14 protein-coding genes are annotated in these 14,121 nt (G+C 71.0%); 4 read left to right on the forward strand and 10 right to left on the reverse strand.

The window, feature by feature from the left end; genetic code table 11:
• On the forward strand, window positions 1-683 hold a 683-nt coding region (ruvB, locus tag VFM98_RS16115), incomplete at its 5' end, for a Holliday junction branch migration DNA helicase RuvB (RefSeq protein WP_325110917.1).
• Between the two features lie 160 nt (window positions 684-843).
• Here the strand turns inward: ruvB and VFM98_RS16120 are convergent.
• The 8 genes from VFM98_RS16120 to VFM98_RS16155 all read right to left on the reverse strand — a co-directional run bounded on the left by VFM98_RS16120 (window position 844) and on the right by VFM98_RS16155 (window position 9,005).
• Window positions 844-2,595 carry a lysoplasmalogenase family protein gene (locus VFM98_RS16120; protein ID WP_325110918.1) on the reverse strand — a complete coding sequence of 584 codons (1,752 nt, stop codon included), beginning with the start codon at window positions 2,593-2,595 and terminating at the stop codon, window positions 844-846.
• 43 nt (window positions 2,596-2,638) lie between these two features.
• On the reverse strand, window positions 2,639-3,832 hold the full coding sequence (locus VFM98_RS16125) for a DSD1 family PLP-dependent enzyme (protein WP_325110919.1): 1,194 nt from the start codon (window positions 3,830-3,832) through the stop codon (window positions 2,639-2,641).
• A complete protein-coding gene (locus VFM98_RS16130; protein WP_325110920.1) occupies window positions 3,801-4,445 on the reverse strand; it encodes a histidine phosphatase family protein in 645 nt (214 codons plus the stop codon). The genes VFM98_RS16125 and VFM98_RS16130 overlap by 32 nt, the downstream gene beginning before the upstream one ends.
• Window positions 4,446-4,558: 113 nt before the next feature.
• Complete coding sequence (locus VFM98_RS16135) at window positions 4,559-5,176, reverse strand: DUF4136 domain-containing protein (RefSeq protein ID WP_325110921.1); 618 nt, start codon at window positions 5,174-5,176, stop codon at window positions 4,559-4,561.
• 114 nt (window positions 5,177-5,290) lie between these two features.
• Entirely contained in the window at window positions 5,291-6,214 is a 924-nt protein-coding gene (gene ttcA, locus VFM98_RS16140; RefSeq protein ID WP_325110922.1) for a tRNA 2-thiocytidine(32) synthetase TtcA, read from the reverse strand.
• A 7-nt stretch (window positions 6,215-6,221) separates the two neighbouring features.
• The gene (locus VFM98_RS16145; protein ID WP_325110923.1) at window positions 6,222-7,610 is read right to left on the reverse strand and encodes an ATP-binding protein; all 1,389 of its coding nucleotides are present in this window, start codon (window positions 7,608-7,610) and stop codon (window positions 6,222-6,224) included.
• The gene (locus VFM98_RS16150) at window positions 7,604-8,275 is read right to left on the reverse strand and encodes a winged helix-turn-helix domain-containing protein (RefSeq protein ID WP_325110924.1); all 672 of its coding nucleotides are present in this window, start codon (window positions 8,273-8,275) and stop codon (window positions 7,604-7,606) included. Before VFM98_RS16150 ends, VFM98_RS16145 begins: the two co-directional genes overlap by 7 nt.
• A 10-nt stretch (window positions 8,276-8,285) precedes the next feature.
• Window positions 8,286-9,005 (reverse strand): cytochrome b/b6 domain-containing protein, encoded by a 720-nt coding sequence (locus VFM98_RS16155; RefSeq protein ID WP_325110925.1) that lies wholly within the window; start codon window positions 9,003-9,005, stop codon window positions 8,286-8,288.
• Between the two features lie 252 nt (window positions 9,006-9,257).
• Here VFM98_RS16155 and VFM98_RS16160 point away from each other — a divergent pair, with 252 nt between their 5' ends.
• Together VFM98_RS16160 and VFM98_RS16165 are read left to right on the forward strand one after the other, a co-directional pair.
• The gene (locus tag VFM98_RS16160; protein ID WP_325110926.1) at window positions 9,258-10,208 is read left to right on the forward strand and encodes a TAXI family TRAP transporter solute-binding subunit; all 951 of its coding nucleotides are present in this window, start codon (window positions 9,258-9,260) and stop codon (window positions 10,206-10,208) included.
• Between the two features lie 13 nt (window positions 10,209-10,221).
• On the forward strand, window positions 10,222-12,144 hold the full coding sequence (locus tag VFM98_RS16165) for a TRAP transporter permease (RefSeq protein WP_325110927.1): 1,923 nt from the start codon (window positions 10,222-10,224) through the stop codon (window positions 12,142-12,144).
• Window positions 12,145-12,148: 4 nt separating this feature from the next.
• Here VFM98_RS16165 and VFM98_RS16170 read toward each other — a convergent pair whose 3' ends face one another.
• Window positions 12,149-12,517 carry a dihydroneopterin aldolase gene (locus VFM98_RS16170; protein WP_325110928.1) on the reverse strand — a complete coding sequence of 123 codons (369 nt, stop codon included), beginning with the start codon at window positions 12,515-12,517 and terminating at the stop codon, window positions 12,149-12,151.
• Window positions 12,517-13,272, reverse strand: a complete 756-nt coding sequence (locus VFM98_RS16175; RefSeq protein ID WP_325110929.1) for an SDR family oxidoreductase — start codon at window positions 13,270-13,272, stop codon at window positions 12,517-12,519. The genes VFM98_RS16170 and VFM98_RS16175 overlap by 1 nt, the downstream gene beginning before the upstream one ends.
• Before the next feature lie 17 nt (window positions 13,273-13,289).
• Between VFM98_RS16175 and VFM98_RS16180 the strand changes: the two genes are divergently transcribed.
• A partial coding sequence (locus VFM98_RS16180; protein ID WP_325110930.1) for an SAM-dependent methyltransferase occupies window positions 13,290-14,121 on the forward strand: 832 nt, incomplete at its 3' end.

The following is a 14,121-nucleotide window of genomic DNA, read 5'->3' on the forward strand; positions in this document are numbered from 1 at the left end:
ACCGCCTCTCGCCGGTGGTGGAGGAGATCCTCTATCCCGCGCTGGAGGACTACCAGATCGACATCATGATCGGTGAAGGTCCCGCGGCCCGCTCGATCAAGCTGGACCTGCAGCCCTTCACGCTGGTGGGCGCGACCACGCGCGCGGGCATGCTGACGAATCCGCTGCGGGACCGCTTCGGCATCGTGGCGCGACTGGAGTTCTACACGGCGGAGGAATTGACGCTGATCGTCAACCGCAGCGCCCGCCTGCTGCAGGCGCCGATCGACGACGAAGGCGCTTCCGAGATCGCCCGCCGCTCGCGCGGCACGCCGCGGATCGCCAACCGCCTGCTGCGGCGGGTGCGCGACTACGCCGAGGTGAAGGGCACCGGCCACATCACGCGCGAGATGGCGCAGAAGGCGCTGGCCATGCTGGACGTCGACCCGCAGGGCTTCGACCTGATGGACCGCAAGTTGCTGGAGGCGGTGATCCACCGCTTCGACGGCGGCCCGGTGGGCCTGGACAACGTGGCCGCCTCGATCGGCGAGGAGCGCGACACGATCGAGGACGTGATCGAACCCTACCTGATCCAGCAGGGCTACCTGCAGCGCACGCCGCGCGGGCGGGTGGCCACGATGGCGGCGTACCGCCACCTGGGCGTGACGCCGCCCAGGGCGGAAGGCGGCTTGTTCGAGCCGTGAACGCTTCGTGGACCAGGGGCTGTTCGTAGGCTGGTGCCGGAGCTGGGGCTTTTCGTAGGCTGGTGCTGGAGCGAAGCGAAAGCCCAGCGATGCGCGAGCGCAGCGGAGCGCTGGGCTTCGGCGGCCGAGGCGGTCGCCTCGGCCGCGCTCAGCGACCAGCCTACGAGCTCGCCCCAGCAGCCTGTGCGGGAGCCGCAGCGCCCGCCGGCACCTCCACCTTGCCCGCCCGCGCGTTGTGCACGATCAGCACCTGCGCCGCGTAGTACGTCGACAGCACCCACAGCGGCGCCAGCGGCACCGGCAGCGCGAAGCGGTTGATCGCCAGGATCGCATCGCTCAGCATGAACAAGCCCGCGCCAACCGCCACGCCGATCGCAGGCCCATCCCGCACCACCGTGGCCCGCCCGATCGCCTGCGCCGCCATCAGCGCGATCACCACGGCATATGCGGCCACCGCCACCTTCAGCACCGGCCCGAGATGCGGGAAGAGCACTGCATACAGCAAGGCCGCCACCGCCAGCGTCGCGGCCAGCGCCCGGCCGCTCGGGAACCAGCGCACGCCCTGCCGGAACAGGCTCAGGTAGCACAGGTGCGCCGCCAGGAAGCTCACCATCCCGGGGATGAAGAAGCCCTCGAGCATCAGGAACACGTCGCCCGCCAGGCACAGGGCCAGGGCGGCGAGCAGCACGTTGCCGAAGCGCCCCTGCGCGCGCGCGGCGACCCAGGCGATGGCGAGCAGCATGGCCAGCGGCTTGAACAGGCGGTGGGCGTCGAGCCAGCCTTCGGCGGCCGTCGCCGTCGCGAGCGCGGCCACTTCGATCAGCAGCACCTCCAGCACCGTGATGCGCCCCTGCATCACGGCGCCCACCGCCCAAATCGCAGCCGTGAGAACGGCCAGCCAGGTGGCGGAACGCGCCAGCGGCAAGCCATCGGCGTGCCAGAGGAACAGCGCGACCCCGCCGAGGATCGCCATGAACTGCACCCCCGCGAACCACGCCACCGCGCGGCCCATGGGCGGGTGGTAACGCGTGACCCGCTCCAGCGCGAACGGCGGCTTGGGGAAGCGCGCGGCCACGTCCGCGGGCCGCCAGCCCGGCGGCTTGAACCACACCCGCAGCTTGTCGCCCCAGGAGCGCGCGTGCCAGCTGTCGCGCGCGAGCGCCCAGTACACCTCCAGGTTCGACCAGAGCGGATCCCAGCTTTCCAGCGGCGCGCGGGTGCCGTAGACGCAGCGCTCGTCTTCCTCGCGGAAGCTGCCGAACAGGCGGTCCCACACGATCAGGATGCCGCCGTAGTTGCGATCGAGGTAGCGCTCGTTCACCGCGTGGTGCACGCGGTGGTTGGAAGGCGAGCAGAACCAGCGGTCGAACCATCCCAGCTTGCCGACGTGCTCGGTGTGCACCCAGTACTGGTACAGCAGGTCGATCAGCGCCACCACGCCGAACACCAGCGGCGGCACGCCGGCCATCGCCATCGGCAGGTAGAAGATCCACCCGAGCAGGGCGCCCGAGCTGGTCTGGCGCAGCGCGGTGGACAGGTTGTAGTCCTGGCTCTGGTGGTGCACCACGTGCGCCGCCCAGAAGACCGCCACTTCGTGGCCGGCCCGGTGCAGCCAGTAGTAGCAGAAGTCGTAGAACACCAGCGCGAGCAGCCAGCCGAAGGGCGAAGTCCAGAAGGCATCGTCGCGCACCAGCGCCGCGTGGGAGAACACCGCGGTGTAGATGCCGATGCGGAACAGGCGGGTGAGGACGGCGCTCACCTGGCTCAGCATGCCGAGCGAGATGCTGTTGATCGCGTCGTTCAGGCGGTAGGTGTCGCGCCCGCGCAGCCGTCCCCAGGCGTATTCGACCGCGATCAGCAGCAGGAAGACCGGGGTGGCGAGGACGATGACTTGGCTGGGGCTCGGTTGCATGATGCTGGGCTTCGCGCTGGCGCGCTCAGCGCCAGCCTACGGTTCAGGTCAACGCACCGCGCGCATCGACGCGGATGATCTTGTCCACGCGGCCCTGCTGCAGGCCGCCGACCACGCCGACCAGGTGGTTGTGCAGGTTGACGGTGGGATCGCAGTGGCCCGGGATCAGCCACACCGTCTCGTCCAGCCGCGGCACGCGCTGGTTGCCCCGCGCCGGCTTCAGCAGGCCGTGCTCGTCGCCGCCATTGAGGTAGTCGAGCTCGCCGGTGGGGTCGAGCGTCAGGGCCCGCGGCAGGCCCGAATCGATCGCGTGGCTCTTGTGGCCGGCGTCGCACACGGCGTGCTGCGGGCCCGAGCTCATGACCTGCGCCTTCACGAACAGCGCGTGCTCGAACTGCGGCTGCGCGGGATCGCGTTCGTTGGCGGCGTAGTCCGCGTCCATGAACAGGAAGGAGCCCGCCTGCAGTTCGCCGTAGACGCCGCTCGCGGCCTCGCACACCATGCTGCCGGTGCCCGCGCCCGTGACCAGGTCCACCGGGATGCCTTCGCGCTCGATCAGCTGGCGCGTGGACAGCACGTCCCGCACCACCTGCGCGATGGCATCGCGTCGGGCCAGCGCCGTGCGCAGGTGCTGCGCCCGCCCGTGGTAGGCCTGCAGGCCGGCGAAGCGCAGCGGCGGATGGCGCCGGATCTCCAGCGCCAGCTCCAGCGCCTGCCGCCCTGGCGGCACGCCGCAGCGGCCCTGGCCGACGTCGATCTCCACGAACACGTCGATCACCGCCGCCGGACCGCCCTGGCGCCGGTCGTCCATGGCGTTGGCGAGCCGCCGCACGCCTTCGAGGCTGTCCACCGCGATGGCGAGCCGGCCCTTGGCCTGCGCCAGCCGGTGCGCGAGTTCCGCCACCCGCGCCAGCTTGGCCGGCGCGACCACCTCGTTGCTGATGTAGATGTCGGTGACACCGCCGGCCGCCATGGCCTCGGCCTCGGCGGTCTTCTGCACGCACACGCCGACGGCGCCGGCCTGCATCTGCAGCCGCGCGAGCGCCGAGCTCTTGTGCATCTTGGCGTGCGGGCGCCAGCGGATATCGTGCTTGCGCGCGAACTCCGCCATCCGGCTCAGGTTGCGCTGCATGGCATCGAGGTCGACCACCAGCGAGGGCGTGTCGATGGCGGAGGCCGGCTGGCCCACCAGCCGCAGCAGGTCTTCAGAAAGAGGTGTTTTCGTCGAAAGCGGCATGTTCCAGGTGCTGCGTGTCCGACCAGCCCACGAGCGTGAAGCCTTCGGGCGTCCACAGCAGCCGGTTGATCGACCCGTTCGGGAGTTGCCAGGTGCGGGGCGAATTGACGGCCTGGCGCGTGGCGATGCGGTAGAGGGTGTCGAGCACGCCGCCGTGGGCCACCACGGCGATCTGCTCGCCGTAGTGGCGCGAGGCCAGGTCGTGCACGGTGCGGTGGATGCGCTCGCGCAGCTCCAGCAGCGACTCGCCGCCTTCGGGCGGCGCCCATTCGGGGATGCGCTTGCGCCAGTTGAGCGCGTGCTCGGGCCAGTTCTGCTGGATCTCGTCGAAGGTCCGGCCTTCGAACATGCCGAAGCGGCGCTCGCGCAGGCCGGGATGGGGAACGACGGGGACGCCCACCGCCTCGCCGATGGCGCGCGCCGTCTCGTGCGCCCGCGCCAGGTCGCTCGAATAGATGGCGCTCAGCTGCTCGCCGGACAGGGCCTGGCCCACCCGGCGGGCCTGCCATCGCCCGGTCTCGTTCAGCTGGATGTCGAGCTGGCCCTGGATCCGTGCGTCCACGTTCCAGGCCGTCTCGCCATGCCGCACGGCGATGATGCGGGTGGCTTCCATACCGGCGCATTGTAGGGAGCGACATTCCGCACCGCGAAAAATCTTTCGCGCTGCGTTGCGCCGGCGCTGGGCCAGGCCTGGCCGACGCCGGGCCAGCCGACGCTGGGTCTGGCCTAGCCGGCGCTGGGCCCGACCTGGATGTCGACCCGGCGCGGCCCCTGCGGCGGGGTGGGGAAGCCCTGCAGGGCGGCCTCGAACATGGCCGGCAGCACGGTGCGGTTGTCGAACCAGGGGCCGTCGTTGATGGCGTGCGTCTCGTAGACCACGCGGTTGGTGGCCAGCTCGCGCACGATCACGCTCACCTCGCGGTGGAACCAGTAGGAGTCGGCGCGCGGCCAGGGCCCGCCCAGGCCCAGGCCGAAGTGGCGGCCGTGGAAGCCCAGGCCCCAGCCGCCGCCCCAGCCCCAGCCCCAGGGACCCCAGTAGGGATCGGCATAGGGCGAGAAGGTGCGCTCGGTGCGCGCACCCACCTGCACGCTGTAGCGCGGGGCGGCGTCGTCGCGGCGCAGGCCGGCCTTGTGCAGGGCCGGGTCGGCCAGCGCTTCGAGTGCCTGCTGCGACGGATCGGCCTGCTGCGACAGCGAGCGCTCGAAGCGGTAGGTGGGCTGCGCCGGCAGCGCAGTGAGCTGCGAGAAGGACTGGACCTGGTTGTCCAGCACGTAGGTGGAGGCGCAGCCGGAAAGCAGCACCGCGAGCGCGGCGAGCACCCCGAGGCGCAGGACGACGAGCATTCGACCCATGGCATCTCCCATCGGCAGGCCGGGCCTGCCTCGGCCAATGGTAGAGCCCCGCAGGCTGCTGGTGGGGCGCGTTTACATGCAGGACGCCGCCGCGGCGGCGCGGGATCAGAGCTTGATGACCTGCAGGGAGGGCAGGGCGGCCGGGGCCGGGAATTCCTCGCGGTCGAAGGCCTTGTCGCCGTCTTCGCTCGGCACGCCGGTGGCGGCGAGGTTGCGGAAGTCGTGCAGCGCCGGGTCGGCCAGGTGCGAAGGCACCACGTTCTGCAGCGCGTGCAGCATGTTGTCCAGCCGGCCGGGGAAGCGCTTGTCCCAGTCGCGCAGCATGTCGCCCACCTGCTTGCGCTGCAGGTTCTCCTGGCTGCCGCACAGGGTGCAGGGGATGATCGGGAACTCGCGCACCGCCGCCCAGCGCACCAGGTCCTTCTCGTTGACGTAGGCGAGCGGGCGGATCACCACGTGGCGGCCGTCGTCGCTTTGCAGCTTGGGCGGCATGCCCTTGAGCTTGCCGCCGAAGAACATGTTGAGGAACAGCGTCTGCAGCATGTCGTCGCGGTGGTGGCCCAGGGCGATCTTGGTGGCGCCCAGCTCGCTCGCCACCCGGTACAGGATGCCGCGGCGCAGCCGGCTGCACAGGCTGCACATCGTCTTGCCCTCGGGGATCTTGTCCTTGACGATGGAGTAGGTGTCCTGCTCCTCGATGCGGAAGTCGACGCCGAGGCCCTTCAGGTACCCGGGCAGCACGTGCTCGGGGAAGCCGGGCTGCTTCTGGTCGAGGTTGACGGCCACGATCTGGAAGCTCACGGGCGCGCGCCGCTGCAGCTTCAGCAGGATGTCCAGCAGGGCGTAGCTGTCCTTGCCGCCCGACCGGCACACCATCACCTTGACGCCCGGCACGATCATGGCGTAGTCGGCGATGGCCTGGCCGACCAGGCGGCACAGGCGCTTCTCCAGCTTGTGGTTCTCGCGTTCGATCTTCGCGGCGGGGGCGGGGGTGGGGGTGGGCTCGGGGGCTGTCCAGACGGCGCTCATGGTGGCGCTATTTTCGCATCGCGGCATCGGCGCCGGCTCGCACGGGGGCTTCTGCCGCGGCCGGAAAGCCCACTTCGACGCACAGCCCGCCCAGGCGCGGCGAGGCCAGCGCCCGCACGCTGGCCCCGTGGACGGCCGCGATGCGCTGCACGATCGACCAGCCCAGTCCGCTGCCGGAGGCCTCGCTGCCCTCGGCGCGGAAGAAGCGCTGGCCGAGCCGCTGGCGGTCCGGCTCGGACAGGCCGGGGCCGTCGTCGTCCACGACCAGCAGGGCCCGCGGGCCCGCGCGGCGCACGCCCACCTCGATCCGCGCCCCGGGCGGGCTGTAGCGCAGCGCGTTGTCCACCAGGTTGCGGCACAGGACGGCGAGCAGCGTCTCGTCGCCCTCGACCACCACGTGCGGCTCGGCGGACAGGCTCACGTTCTGGTGGCGGGCGATGCCGGCCACCGCCAGTTCGGCCACCACGGCCTGGGCCACCGCGCCCAGGTCCACCGGATCGCTGCGGCGCGGCGCGTCGGCCTCCAGCTTCGAAAGCGTCAGCAGCTGTTCCACCACCCGCGAGGCGCGGTCGCAGCCGGCCAGGGTGCGCTCCAGCGCCTGGCGGCGCTGCGGCGCGTCGCCGGCGCCCAGCGCCACCTGGGCCTGGGCGCGGATCGCCGCGATCGGCGTGCGCAGTTCGTGCGCCGCGTCGCCGGTGAAGCGGCGCTCGCGTTCCAGCAGCAGCGCGATGCGCTCGAACAGGCCGTTGAGCGCGTCGACCAGCGGCCGCATTTCGTCCGGCGCGCCAGCGGCGGCGAGCGGCCGCAGGTCTTCGGCCGGACGGCGCGCCAGCGCCGCGCCCAGCGTGCGCAGGGGGCGCACGCCGAGCGCCACCGCCCACCAGCCGGCCAGCAGCAGGATGGGCATGGCCACCAGCATCGGCCAGAGGGTGCTGCGCAGCACGGCGAACAGGATGTCGTTGCGCGACGAGACGCGTTCGGCCACGAACACCTGCACGTCCTTGTCGGCGCCGCGGGTCGCGAACACGCGCCAGGGCCGCTTGCCGACGTCCACCGTGTGGAAGCCGGAGACGGGCTTGCGGCCGTCGCCGACCAGGGGGGCGTCCGGCGCCGACGCCGAGCGCAGGACCAGCTTGCCCTCTTGGAACACCTGGAAGGTCACGCGCCGGCCGTAACGGTGCAGCACCGGCGCGTCGACGCGGTCGTCGTCTTCGAGCTCCGGTACCTCCTGGGCCACCAGCAGCGACGCCGCCTGCGCGAGGTGGCCGTCCAGCAGTTCGTCCAGTTCGTGCCGCACGTCGATCCACGTCATGACGGCCGCCGCCAGCCACACGGCCAGCGATGTGCCCAGCACCATCAGCAGCAGCCGTCCCCGCAGGGACGAGGGCCTCAGCACGCCGGCGCCTCCCGCAGCAGGGTGTAGCCGACGCCGCGCACGGTGTGGATCAGGTTGCTTCCGAGCTTGCGCCGCAGGTGGTGGATGTGCACTTCCACCGCGTTGGAATCGACCTCGCGGCCCCAGGAGTAGAGGTGCTGTTCGAGCTGCTCGCGGGTGAGCACGCGGCCCGCACTGAGCATCAGCGCGTGCAGCAGGTCGAATTCGCGCGTCGGCAGCTGCACCGGCCGGCCGGCCTTGTGCACGGTGTGCGCGGCCGGGTCCAGCTCCACGTCCTGCGCCCGCAGCACCTCCTCCGGCTGGCCGTGCGAGCGCCGCACCAGGGCGCGCAGGCGGGCCGCCAGTTCGTGCAGGTCCACCGGCTTGAGCACGTAGTCGTCGGCGCCGGCGTCGAGGCCGCGGATGCGGTCGGGAATCGCATCGCGCGCGGTGAACACCAGCACCGGCACGCGGATGCCCTGGGCGCGCGCGGCCGCGAGCACGTCGAGGCCGTCCTTGCGCGGCAGGCCGAGATCCAGCACCGCGGCGGCATGCACGCCGGCGCGCAGTTCGCGTTCGGCGGCGTCGCCGCTGCGCACCCAGTCGACCTGGAAGCCGAGCTGGCGCAGGCCCGATTGCAGGCCGTCGCCCAGCAGGGGATCGTCTTCCGCGAGCAGGATGCGCATGCGCCCGGCCTCAGTCTTCGTCGTGATCGTCGTCGTGATCGTGGTGGTGGTGGTGCCCGGACAGGAGCGCCGCCTGTTCCGCGGCCGGCGCCGCCTGCCACTGCAGCCACCAGAAGCCCAGCACGCCCGCCAGCAGCACCAACGCGACGCTGCGCCACGGGCTGCGGATGCCTTCGGCGCCGGGCGCCGGCTTGCGGCCGTGGACCATCGCGGCCACCAGGTTCTCCCGGTGCAGCAGGCTGCTGGCCACCACCGCGGCCACGTGCAGCACCACCAACGCCAGCATCGTACCCGCGAGCGTCTCGTGCACTTCCTTCATCCAGTGGCCCGCGATCTGCTCGTAGTACGCCCAGCCGGAGAGGGCGGTCAGCGCCGTCAGCCCCAGCAGGGCGACGATGGCCAGCCCGCCGGCCGGATTGTGGCCGGTGTGGTGCCGCGGTTCGCGGCCGAAAAGCGAACCGAGGTACTCCAGCGCCGCGCGCGGACCGCGCACGAACTGCGTGAAGCGCGCGTGCCGCGTGCCCACCAGGCCCCAGAGGATGCGGAAGGCCACCAGCCCCGCCATCGTGTAGCCGGCGGTGACGTGCACCAGCTCCCAGCGCTCGCCGTCCGAGGTGAGCCAGGCGACGGCGAAGCTGGCCGCCAGCAGCCAGTGGAAGACGCGCACCGGCGCGTCCCACACCAGGGTGCCGCGTGGGTTTTCAGCAGGGGATGCAGGGACTGTGTCCATCGGGTTCTCCTTGTCCGGCCGGGAGAGCGGGCCGTGCAGATGGAGGCATGTTCCACGGTCGCGCTTAGTGTTTTCTTAACGGCTACCGTGCGCCGCGGGCCGCCGCCGCGGCGCCGCCCCTTAGGGGTAAGTCCCGAACGAATCTCACTCCCGTCGAGTTGACCGGCCTGAGGTGGATTCCCTAACCTAGCCGCCCGGCCTGCTCTAGCCGCCCGGCCCGCTGGTCGCACCGCAACAAGTTCAGGAGACGCCATGAAGCATGTGAACCCCACCCGCATCGTTCTCGCGCTCACCGTCGGCCTCGCAGCCGCCTGGCCGGCGGCCGCGCAGCAGGTCACCATGATGACCGGCCCGCAGGGCGGCTCCTGGATCCCGCTGGGCGGCGCGCTCAAGCACATGTGGGAACAGGCCGTGCCGGGCCTGCGCATCCAGCAGACGCCGGGCGCGGGCGTCGCCAACGTGCGAGGCGTCGACGAAGGCAAGGCGCAGATCGGCTTCGCCAATTCGGCCAGCACGGTGGACGGCCTCGAGGGCCGCCCGCCCTATACGAAGAAGGTCACCAAGGTCTGCCAGATCGCCAACCTGTATCCGCAGTACTTCCAGGTGGCCGCGCTGGCGGACGCGAAGATCCAGTCCTACGCCGACCTCAAGGGCAAGACCCTGGTCACGCAGCCGAAGGGCAACACCTCGGAAGTGCTGACCGCGGAGGTCCTCAAGTTGAACGGAATGTCCTACCAGTCGCTGGCCAAGGCGAACTTCCAGGCTTCCTACAACGACGCCGTGGCGATGATGAAGGACGGCCACGTCCAGGTGATGACGCTCGGCACCACGGCGCCCGCTTCCGCGGTGATGGACCTCGCCAGCGCGCGCGACATGCACCTGGTGCCGGTGGACGACAAGACCATCGCCGGCCTGCAGAAGGAGAACCCGGGCTACCAGAAGCTGGTGATCCGCGCCGGCACCTATCCCAAGCAGGACAAGGACGTGCCCGTGATCGGCTACTCCACCCACATCGTGGCCGCCTGCGACCTGCCCGAGGACGTGGTCTACAAGATGACCAAGGCGATGGCCCAGAACGTCGACGCGATGGCGGCGGTGGTGAAGCCGATCACCGGCCTCACGCCCAAGGCGATGGCGGCCAACATCGGCGTGCCGCTGCACAAGGGCGCGGAGAAGTTCTACAAGGAAGTGGGCGCGCTGTGAGCCGGGGCCAGGCGTGAGCGTCCCGAGCGGCCAGATCGTCTCCGACGAAGTGCAGGCGACGCCGCCGGCCACGCGGGCACTCGCCCTCGTGGTGACGGCCGTGGCGGTCGCCATGTCGCTGTACCACATGTACGTGGCGGGCTTCGGCCCGCCCGAGGCGATGGTGTTCCGCGGCACGCACCTGCTGTTCGCGCTCACCCTGGTCTACCTGCTGTACCCGCTGCGCCCCGGCGGCGCCGGTGCGTGGCGCCTGGTCGATGCGGCCCTGCTCGCGGCCGGCTGGGCCTTCGTGCTCTACATCTTCCTGAACTACGAGTACTTCATCAACCGCATCATCTACATCGACGACCTCAAGCCCTGGGACAAGGTGATGGCGGTGCTGTCGGTGGTGGTGGTGCTCGATGCCACGCGGCGCGTGATCGGCTGGGCCCTGCCGGCCACGGCGGTCGTCTTCCTCGTCTACGCCGTCTTCTTCACGGAAGTGAAGGCCCAGGTGCTGATGGAGCAGTTGTACCTCTCCACCGAGGGCATCTTCGGCTCCACCCTCGGCGTGTCGGCCAGCTACGTGATGCTGTTCGTGCTGTTCGGCGCCTTCATGGAGCGCAGCGGCACCGGCCAGCTGTTCATGGATTTCGCCATGTCGCTCACCGGGCACACGGCGGGCGGCCCCGGCAAGGTGGCGATCGTGTCGTCCAGCCTGTTCGGCACCGTCTCCGGCAGCGCGGTGGCCAACGTGATGGTGGACGGCCCGATCACGATCCCGCTGATGAAGCGCACCGGCTTCCGCCCGCCCTTCGCCGCCGCGGTCGAATCCGTCGCCTCCACCGGCGGGCAGATCATGCCGCCGGTGATGGGCGCCGCCGCCTTCGTGATGGCGGAATTCCTCGCGGTGCCGTATGCCCAGGTCGCCCTGTGGGCGCTGGTGCCGGCGGTGCTGTACTACATCGCGGTGTTCTTCGCCGTGCACTTCGAGGCCCGGCGCTACGGCCTGGCCGGCGTGCCGCGCGCGCAGCTGCCACTGCTGGGGCAGGTGCTGCGCGTGCGCGGCCACCTGTTCCTGCCGATCCTGCTGGTGCTGGTCGGCCTGATGCTCGGCTACTCGGCGCCGCTGGCCGCGCTGGTGGGCGCGCTGTCCTGCCTGCCGATCGCGCTGCTGCGCGCTTCCACCCGCGCCGGCATCGGCTGGCGCAGCGTGCTCGACGCGCTGGTGGACGGCGCGCGCAACACGCTGGCCGTGGCGATGGCCTGCGCCTGCGCCGGCATCGTGATCGCGGTGGTCACCATCACCGGCCTGGGCATCACCTTCACCGACGTCGTGATCGGCCTGGCGCAGAACTCGCTGGTGCTGGCGCTGGTGCTCACCGCGATGGCGGGCATCGTGCTGGGCATGGGCATGCCCACCACGCCGGCCTACATCGTGATGGTCTCGCTGCTGGTGCCGGCGCTGGTGAAGCTGGGCGCCGTGACGCCGGCGGCCCACATGTTCGCCTTCTACTTCGCGATCCTGTCGGCCATCACGCCCCCGGTGGCGCTGGCGGTGTTCGCGGCGTCCGGCCTCGCGAAGGCCGACCTGTGGCAATCCGGCTGGGAGGCGGTGCGCATCGCCGCGCCGACCTACATCGTGCCCTTCATGTTCGTGTACGAGCCGTCCCTGCTGCTGATCGGCGACTGGTTTACGGCGCTGACGTCGTTCGCATCGGCCTGCTTCGGCGTGATCTGCTTCTCCGCCGCGCTGCAAGGCTTCCTGGTCGGGCGCGACGCGAAGTGGTGGGAGCGGGCGGTGCTGCTGGTGGCGGCCGTCCTGCTGATCAAGCCGGGCTACATCACCGACGCGATCGGTCTGGGGCTGCTGGCCATGGTCTACCTGAGCAACCGCTTCCTCGGCGCGGCGGCCGCGCCGCTGGCGCCACCGGTGGCGGAGGAGACGCTGGAGTAGCGCGCTACCAGAGCCCGGTCTCGACCCGGATCGCGACCTCGCAATCGTCGAAGATCTCCAGCTTGACGATGCGCACCCGCACGCCCAGCACGCCGGGCAGCTGCATCAGGCGGTGTGCCAGCTTGCCGATCAGCGACTCCAGCAGGTTGACGTGCACCGCGGTGCACTCCTCGATGATGATGCGCCGCACCTTGCGGTAATCGAGCACGTGGGTGATGTCGTCGTCGCGCGGCAGCAGGGGCTGGGTGCCGAGGTTCAGTTCGGCATCCACCAGGATCGGCTGCGGCGCCTCCTTCTCGTGTTCCAGGATGCCGAGGTTGGCGTCGAAGCGCAGGCCCTCGAGGGTCAGGATCTGGGTGCCGGCCTTGCTCATCACATCAGCGAGAAATCGCGGTCGAACTTCATGAGGTGCTGCCCGCCGTCGACGAGCAGGGTGGAGCCGGTGACGGCGCCGTTCTCCAGCGCGAAGCGCACGGCATGGGCGATGTCTTCCGGCGTCGAGGAGCGGCCGATCGGCGAGAGCTTGTGCAGCTCCTCGAAGCGCTCCTGCGAGAGCATGTGGCTGGTGAGCGTGAGCCCGGGCGCGACGCCCACCACCCGCAGTTCGGGCGCCAGCGCCTGTGCGAGCAGCGTTGTGGCCGCCTGCAGCGCCGCCTTCGACAGCGTGTAGCTGAAGAAGTCCGGATTCGGGTTCCACAGCTTCTGGTCCAGCAGGTTCACCACCACGCCGCCGCCGCTGCGCTCGCGCGCGTGCGCGGCCAGGCATTGCGCGAGCACGATGGGCGCCGCCGTGTTGGTGGCCAGGTGGGTGGCGAGCGCCGCATAGCCGAAGCTCTGGGCGCTGTCGTGCTGGAACTGCGAGGCGTTGTTGACGACCGCGTCGATGCGGCCGAAGCAGGCCAGCACCTGCGCGAACAGCTCGCGCGTCGGCGCTTCCTGCTCGAGGTCGGCCCGGAAGGCCTCGGCCCGCGCGTGCTGCCGGCAGGCCTCGACGGTCTGCTTCGCCCCGTGTTCCGAATCGCGGTAGTGCACGGCCACCTGCCAGCCGTGGGCGGCGAGGTCCAGGGCGATGGCGCGGCCGAGGCGGCGGCCGGCGCCGGTGACGAGGACGGTGCGGCCGGCGCTCATTCGCCGACCATGCTGCGGTGAACCAACATGCATCGAGTGTAACGAGCGCGCTGCACAAGCTGGTGGCCCAGCAGGCGGCGCGCGCCGGCGGCTGGCTGCCCTTCGACCGCTACATGGCGCTGGCGCTCTATGCGCCGGGCCTGGGCTACTACGCCAACGCCTCCCGCAAGTTCGGCCACCTGCCGTCCTCGGGCAGCGACTTCGTCACCGCGCCCGAGATGAGCCCGCTGTTCGGGCGCACCCTGGCCGCGCAGCTGGGCGAGGCGCTGGAGCGGACCGGCACGCAGGAAATCTGGGAGTTCGGCGCCGGCTCGGGCGCGCTCGCGCGCGAGCTGCTGCAGTCGCTGGGCGACCGCATCACCCGCTACACGATCGTGGAGCTCTCGGCCAGCCTGCGCGAGCGCCAGCAGCAGGCGCTCGCGCCCTGGGGCGATCGCGTGCAGTGGGCGAGCGAACTGCCGGCGGCGATGCACGGCGTGGTGGTGGGCAATGAAGTGCTCGATGCGATGCCGGTGAAGCTGCTGGCCCGCAAGGGCGGCGTGTGGCACGAGCGCGGCGTGCGCATCGAGGGCGAGCAACTGGCCTGGGTCGACCGCCCGACCGACCTCCGTCCGCCGCTGGAGCCCGCAGGTCCGCAGGACTACCTGACCGAGATCCATCCGCAGGCCGAAGCCTTCATCCGCACGCTGGCCGCGCAGCTGGGCGAGGCGCTGGAGCGCACCGGCACGCAGGAACTGTGGGAGTTCGGCGCCGGCTCGGGCGCGCTCGCGCGCGAGCTGCTGCAGTCGCTGGGCGACCGCATCACCCGCTACACGATCGTGGAGCTCTCGGCCAGCCTGCGCGAGCGCC

The organism is Ramlibacter sp. (assembly GCF_035706265.1).
Classification (GTDB): Bacteria; Pseudomonadota; Gammaproteobacteria; order Burkholderiales; family Burkholderiaceae_C; genus Ramlibacter.

Coding starts and splice junctions, on each gene's coding strand:
- ttcA (WP_325110922.1), bottom strand. CDS start 6,214: ATGAGCGCCGTCTGGACAGCCCCCGAGCCCACCCCCACCCCCGCCCCC.
- VFM98_RS16135 (WP_325110921.1), bottom strand. CDS start 5,176: ATGCTCGTCGTCCTGCGCCTCGGGGTGCTCGCCGCGCTCGCGGTGCTG.
- VFM98_RS16170 (WP_325110928.1), bottom strand. CDS start 12,517: ATGAGCAAGGCCGGCACCCAGATCCTGACCCTCGAGGGCCTGCGCTTC.
- VFM98_RS16125 (WP_325110919.1), bottom strand. CDS start 3,832: ATGCCGCTTTCGACGAAAACACCTCTTTCTGAAGACCTGCTGCGGCTG.
- VFM98_RS16120 (WP_325110918.1), bottom strand. CDS start 2,595: ATGCAACCGAGCCCCAGCCAAGTCATCGTCCTCGCCACCCCGGTCTTC.
- VFM98_RS16160 (WP_325110926.1), top strand. CDS start 9,258: ATGAAGCATGTGAACCCCACCCGCATCGTTCTCGCGCTCACCGTCGGC.
- VFM98_RS16155 (WP_325110925.1), bottom strand. CDS start 9,005: ATGGACACAGTCCCTGCATCCCCTGCTGAAAACCCACGCGGCACCCTG.
- VFM98_RS16130 (WP_325110920.1), bottom strand. CDS start 4,445: ATGGAAGCCACCCGCATCATCGCCGTGCGGCATGGCGAGACGGCCTGG.
- VFM98_RS16175 (WP_325110929.1), bottom strand. CDS start 13,272: ATGAGCGCCGGCCGCACCGTCCTCGTCACCGGCGCCGGCCGCCGCCTC.
- VFM98_RS16150 (WP_325110924.1), bottom strand. CDS start 8,275: ATGCGCATCCTGCTCGCGGAAGACGATCCCCTGCTGGGCGACGGCCTG.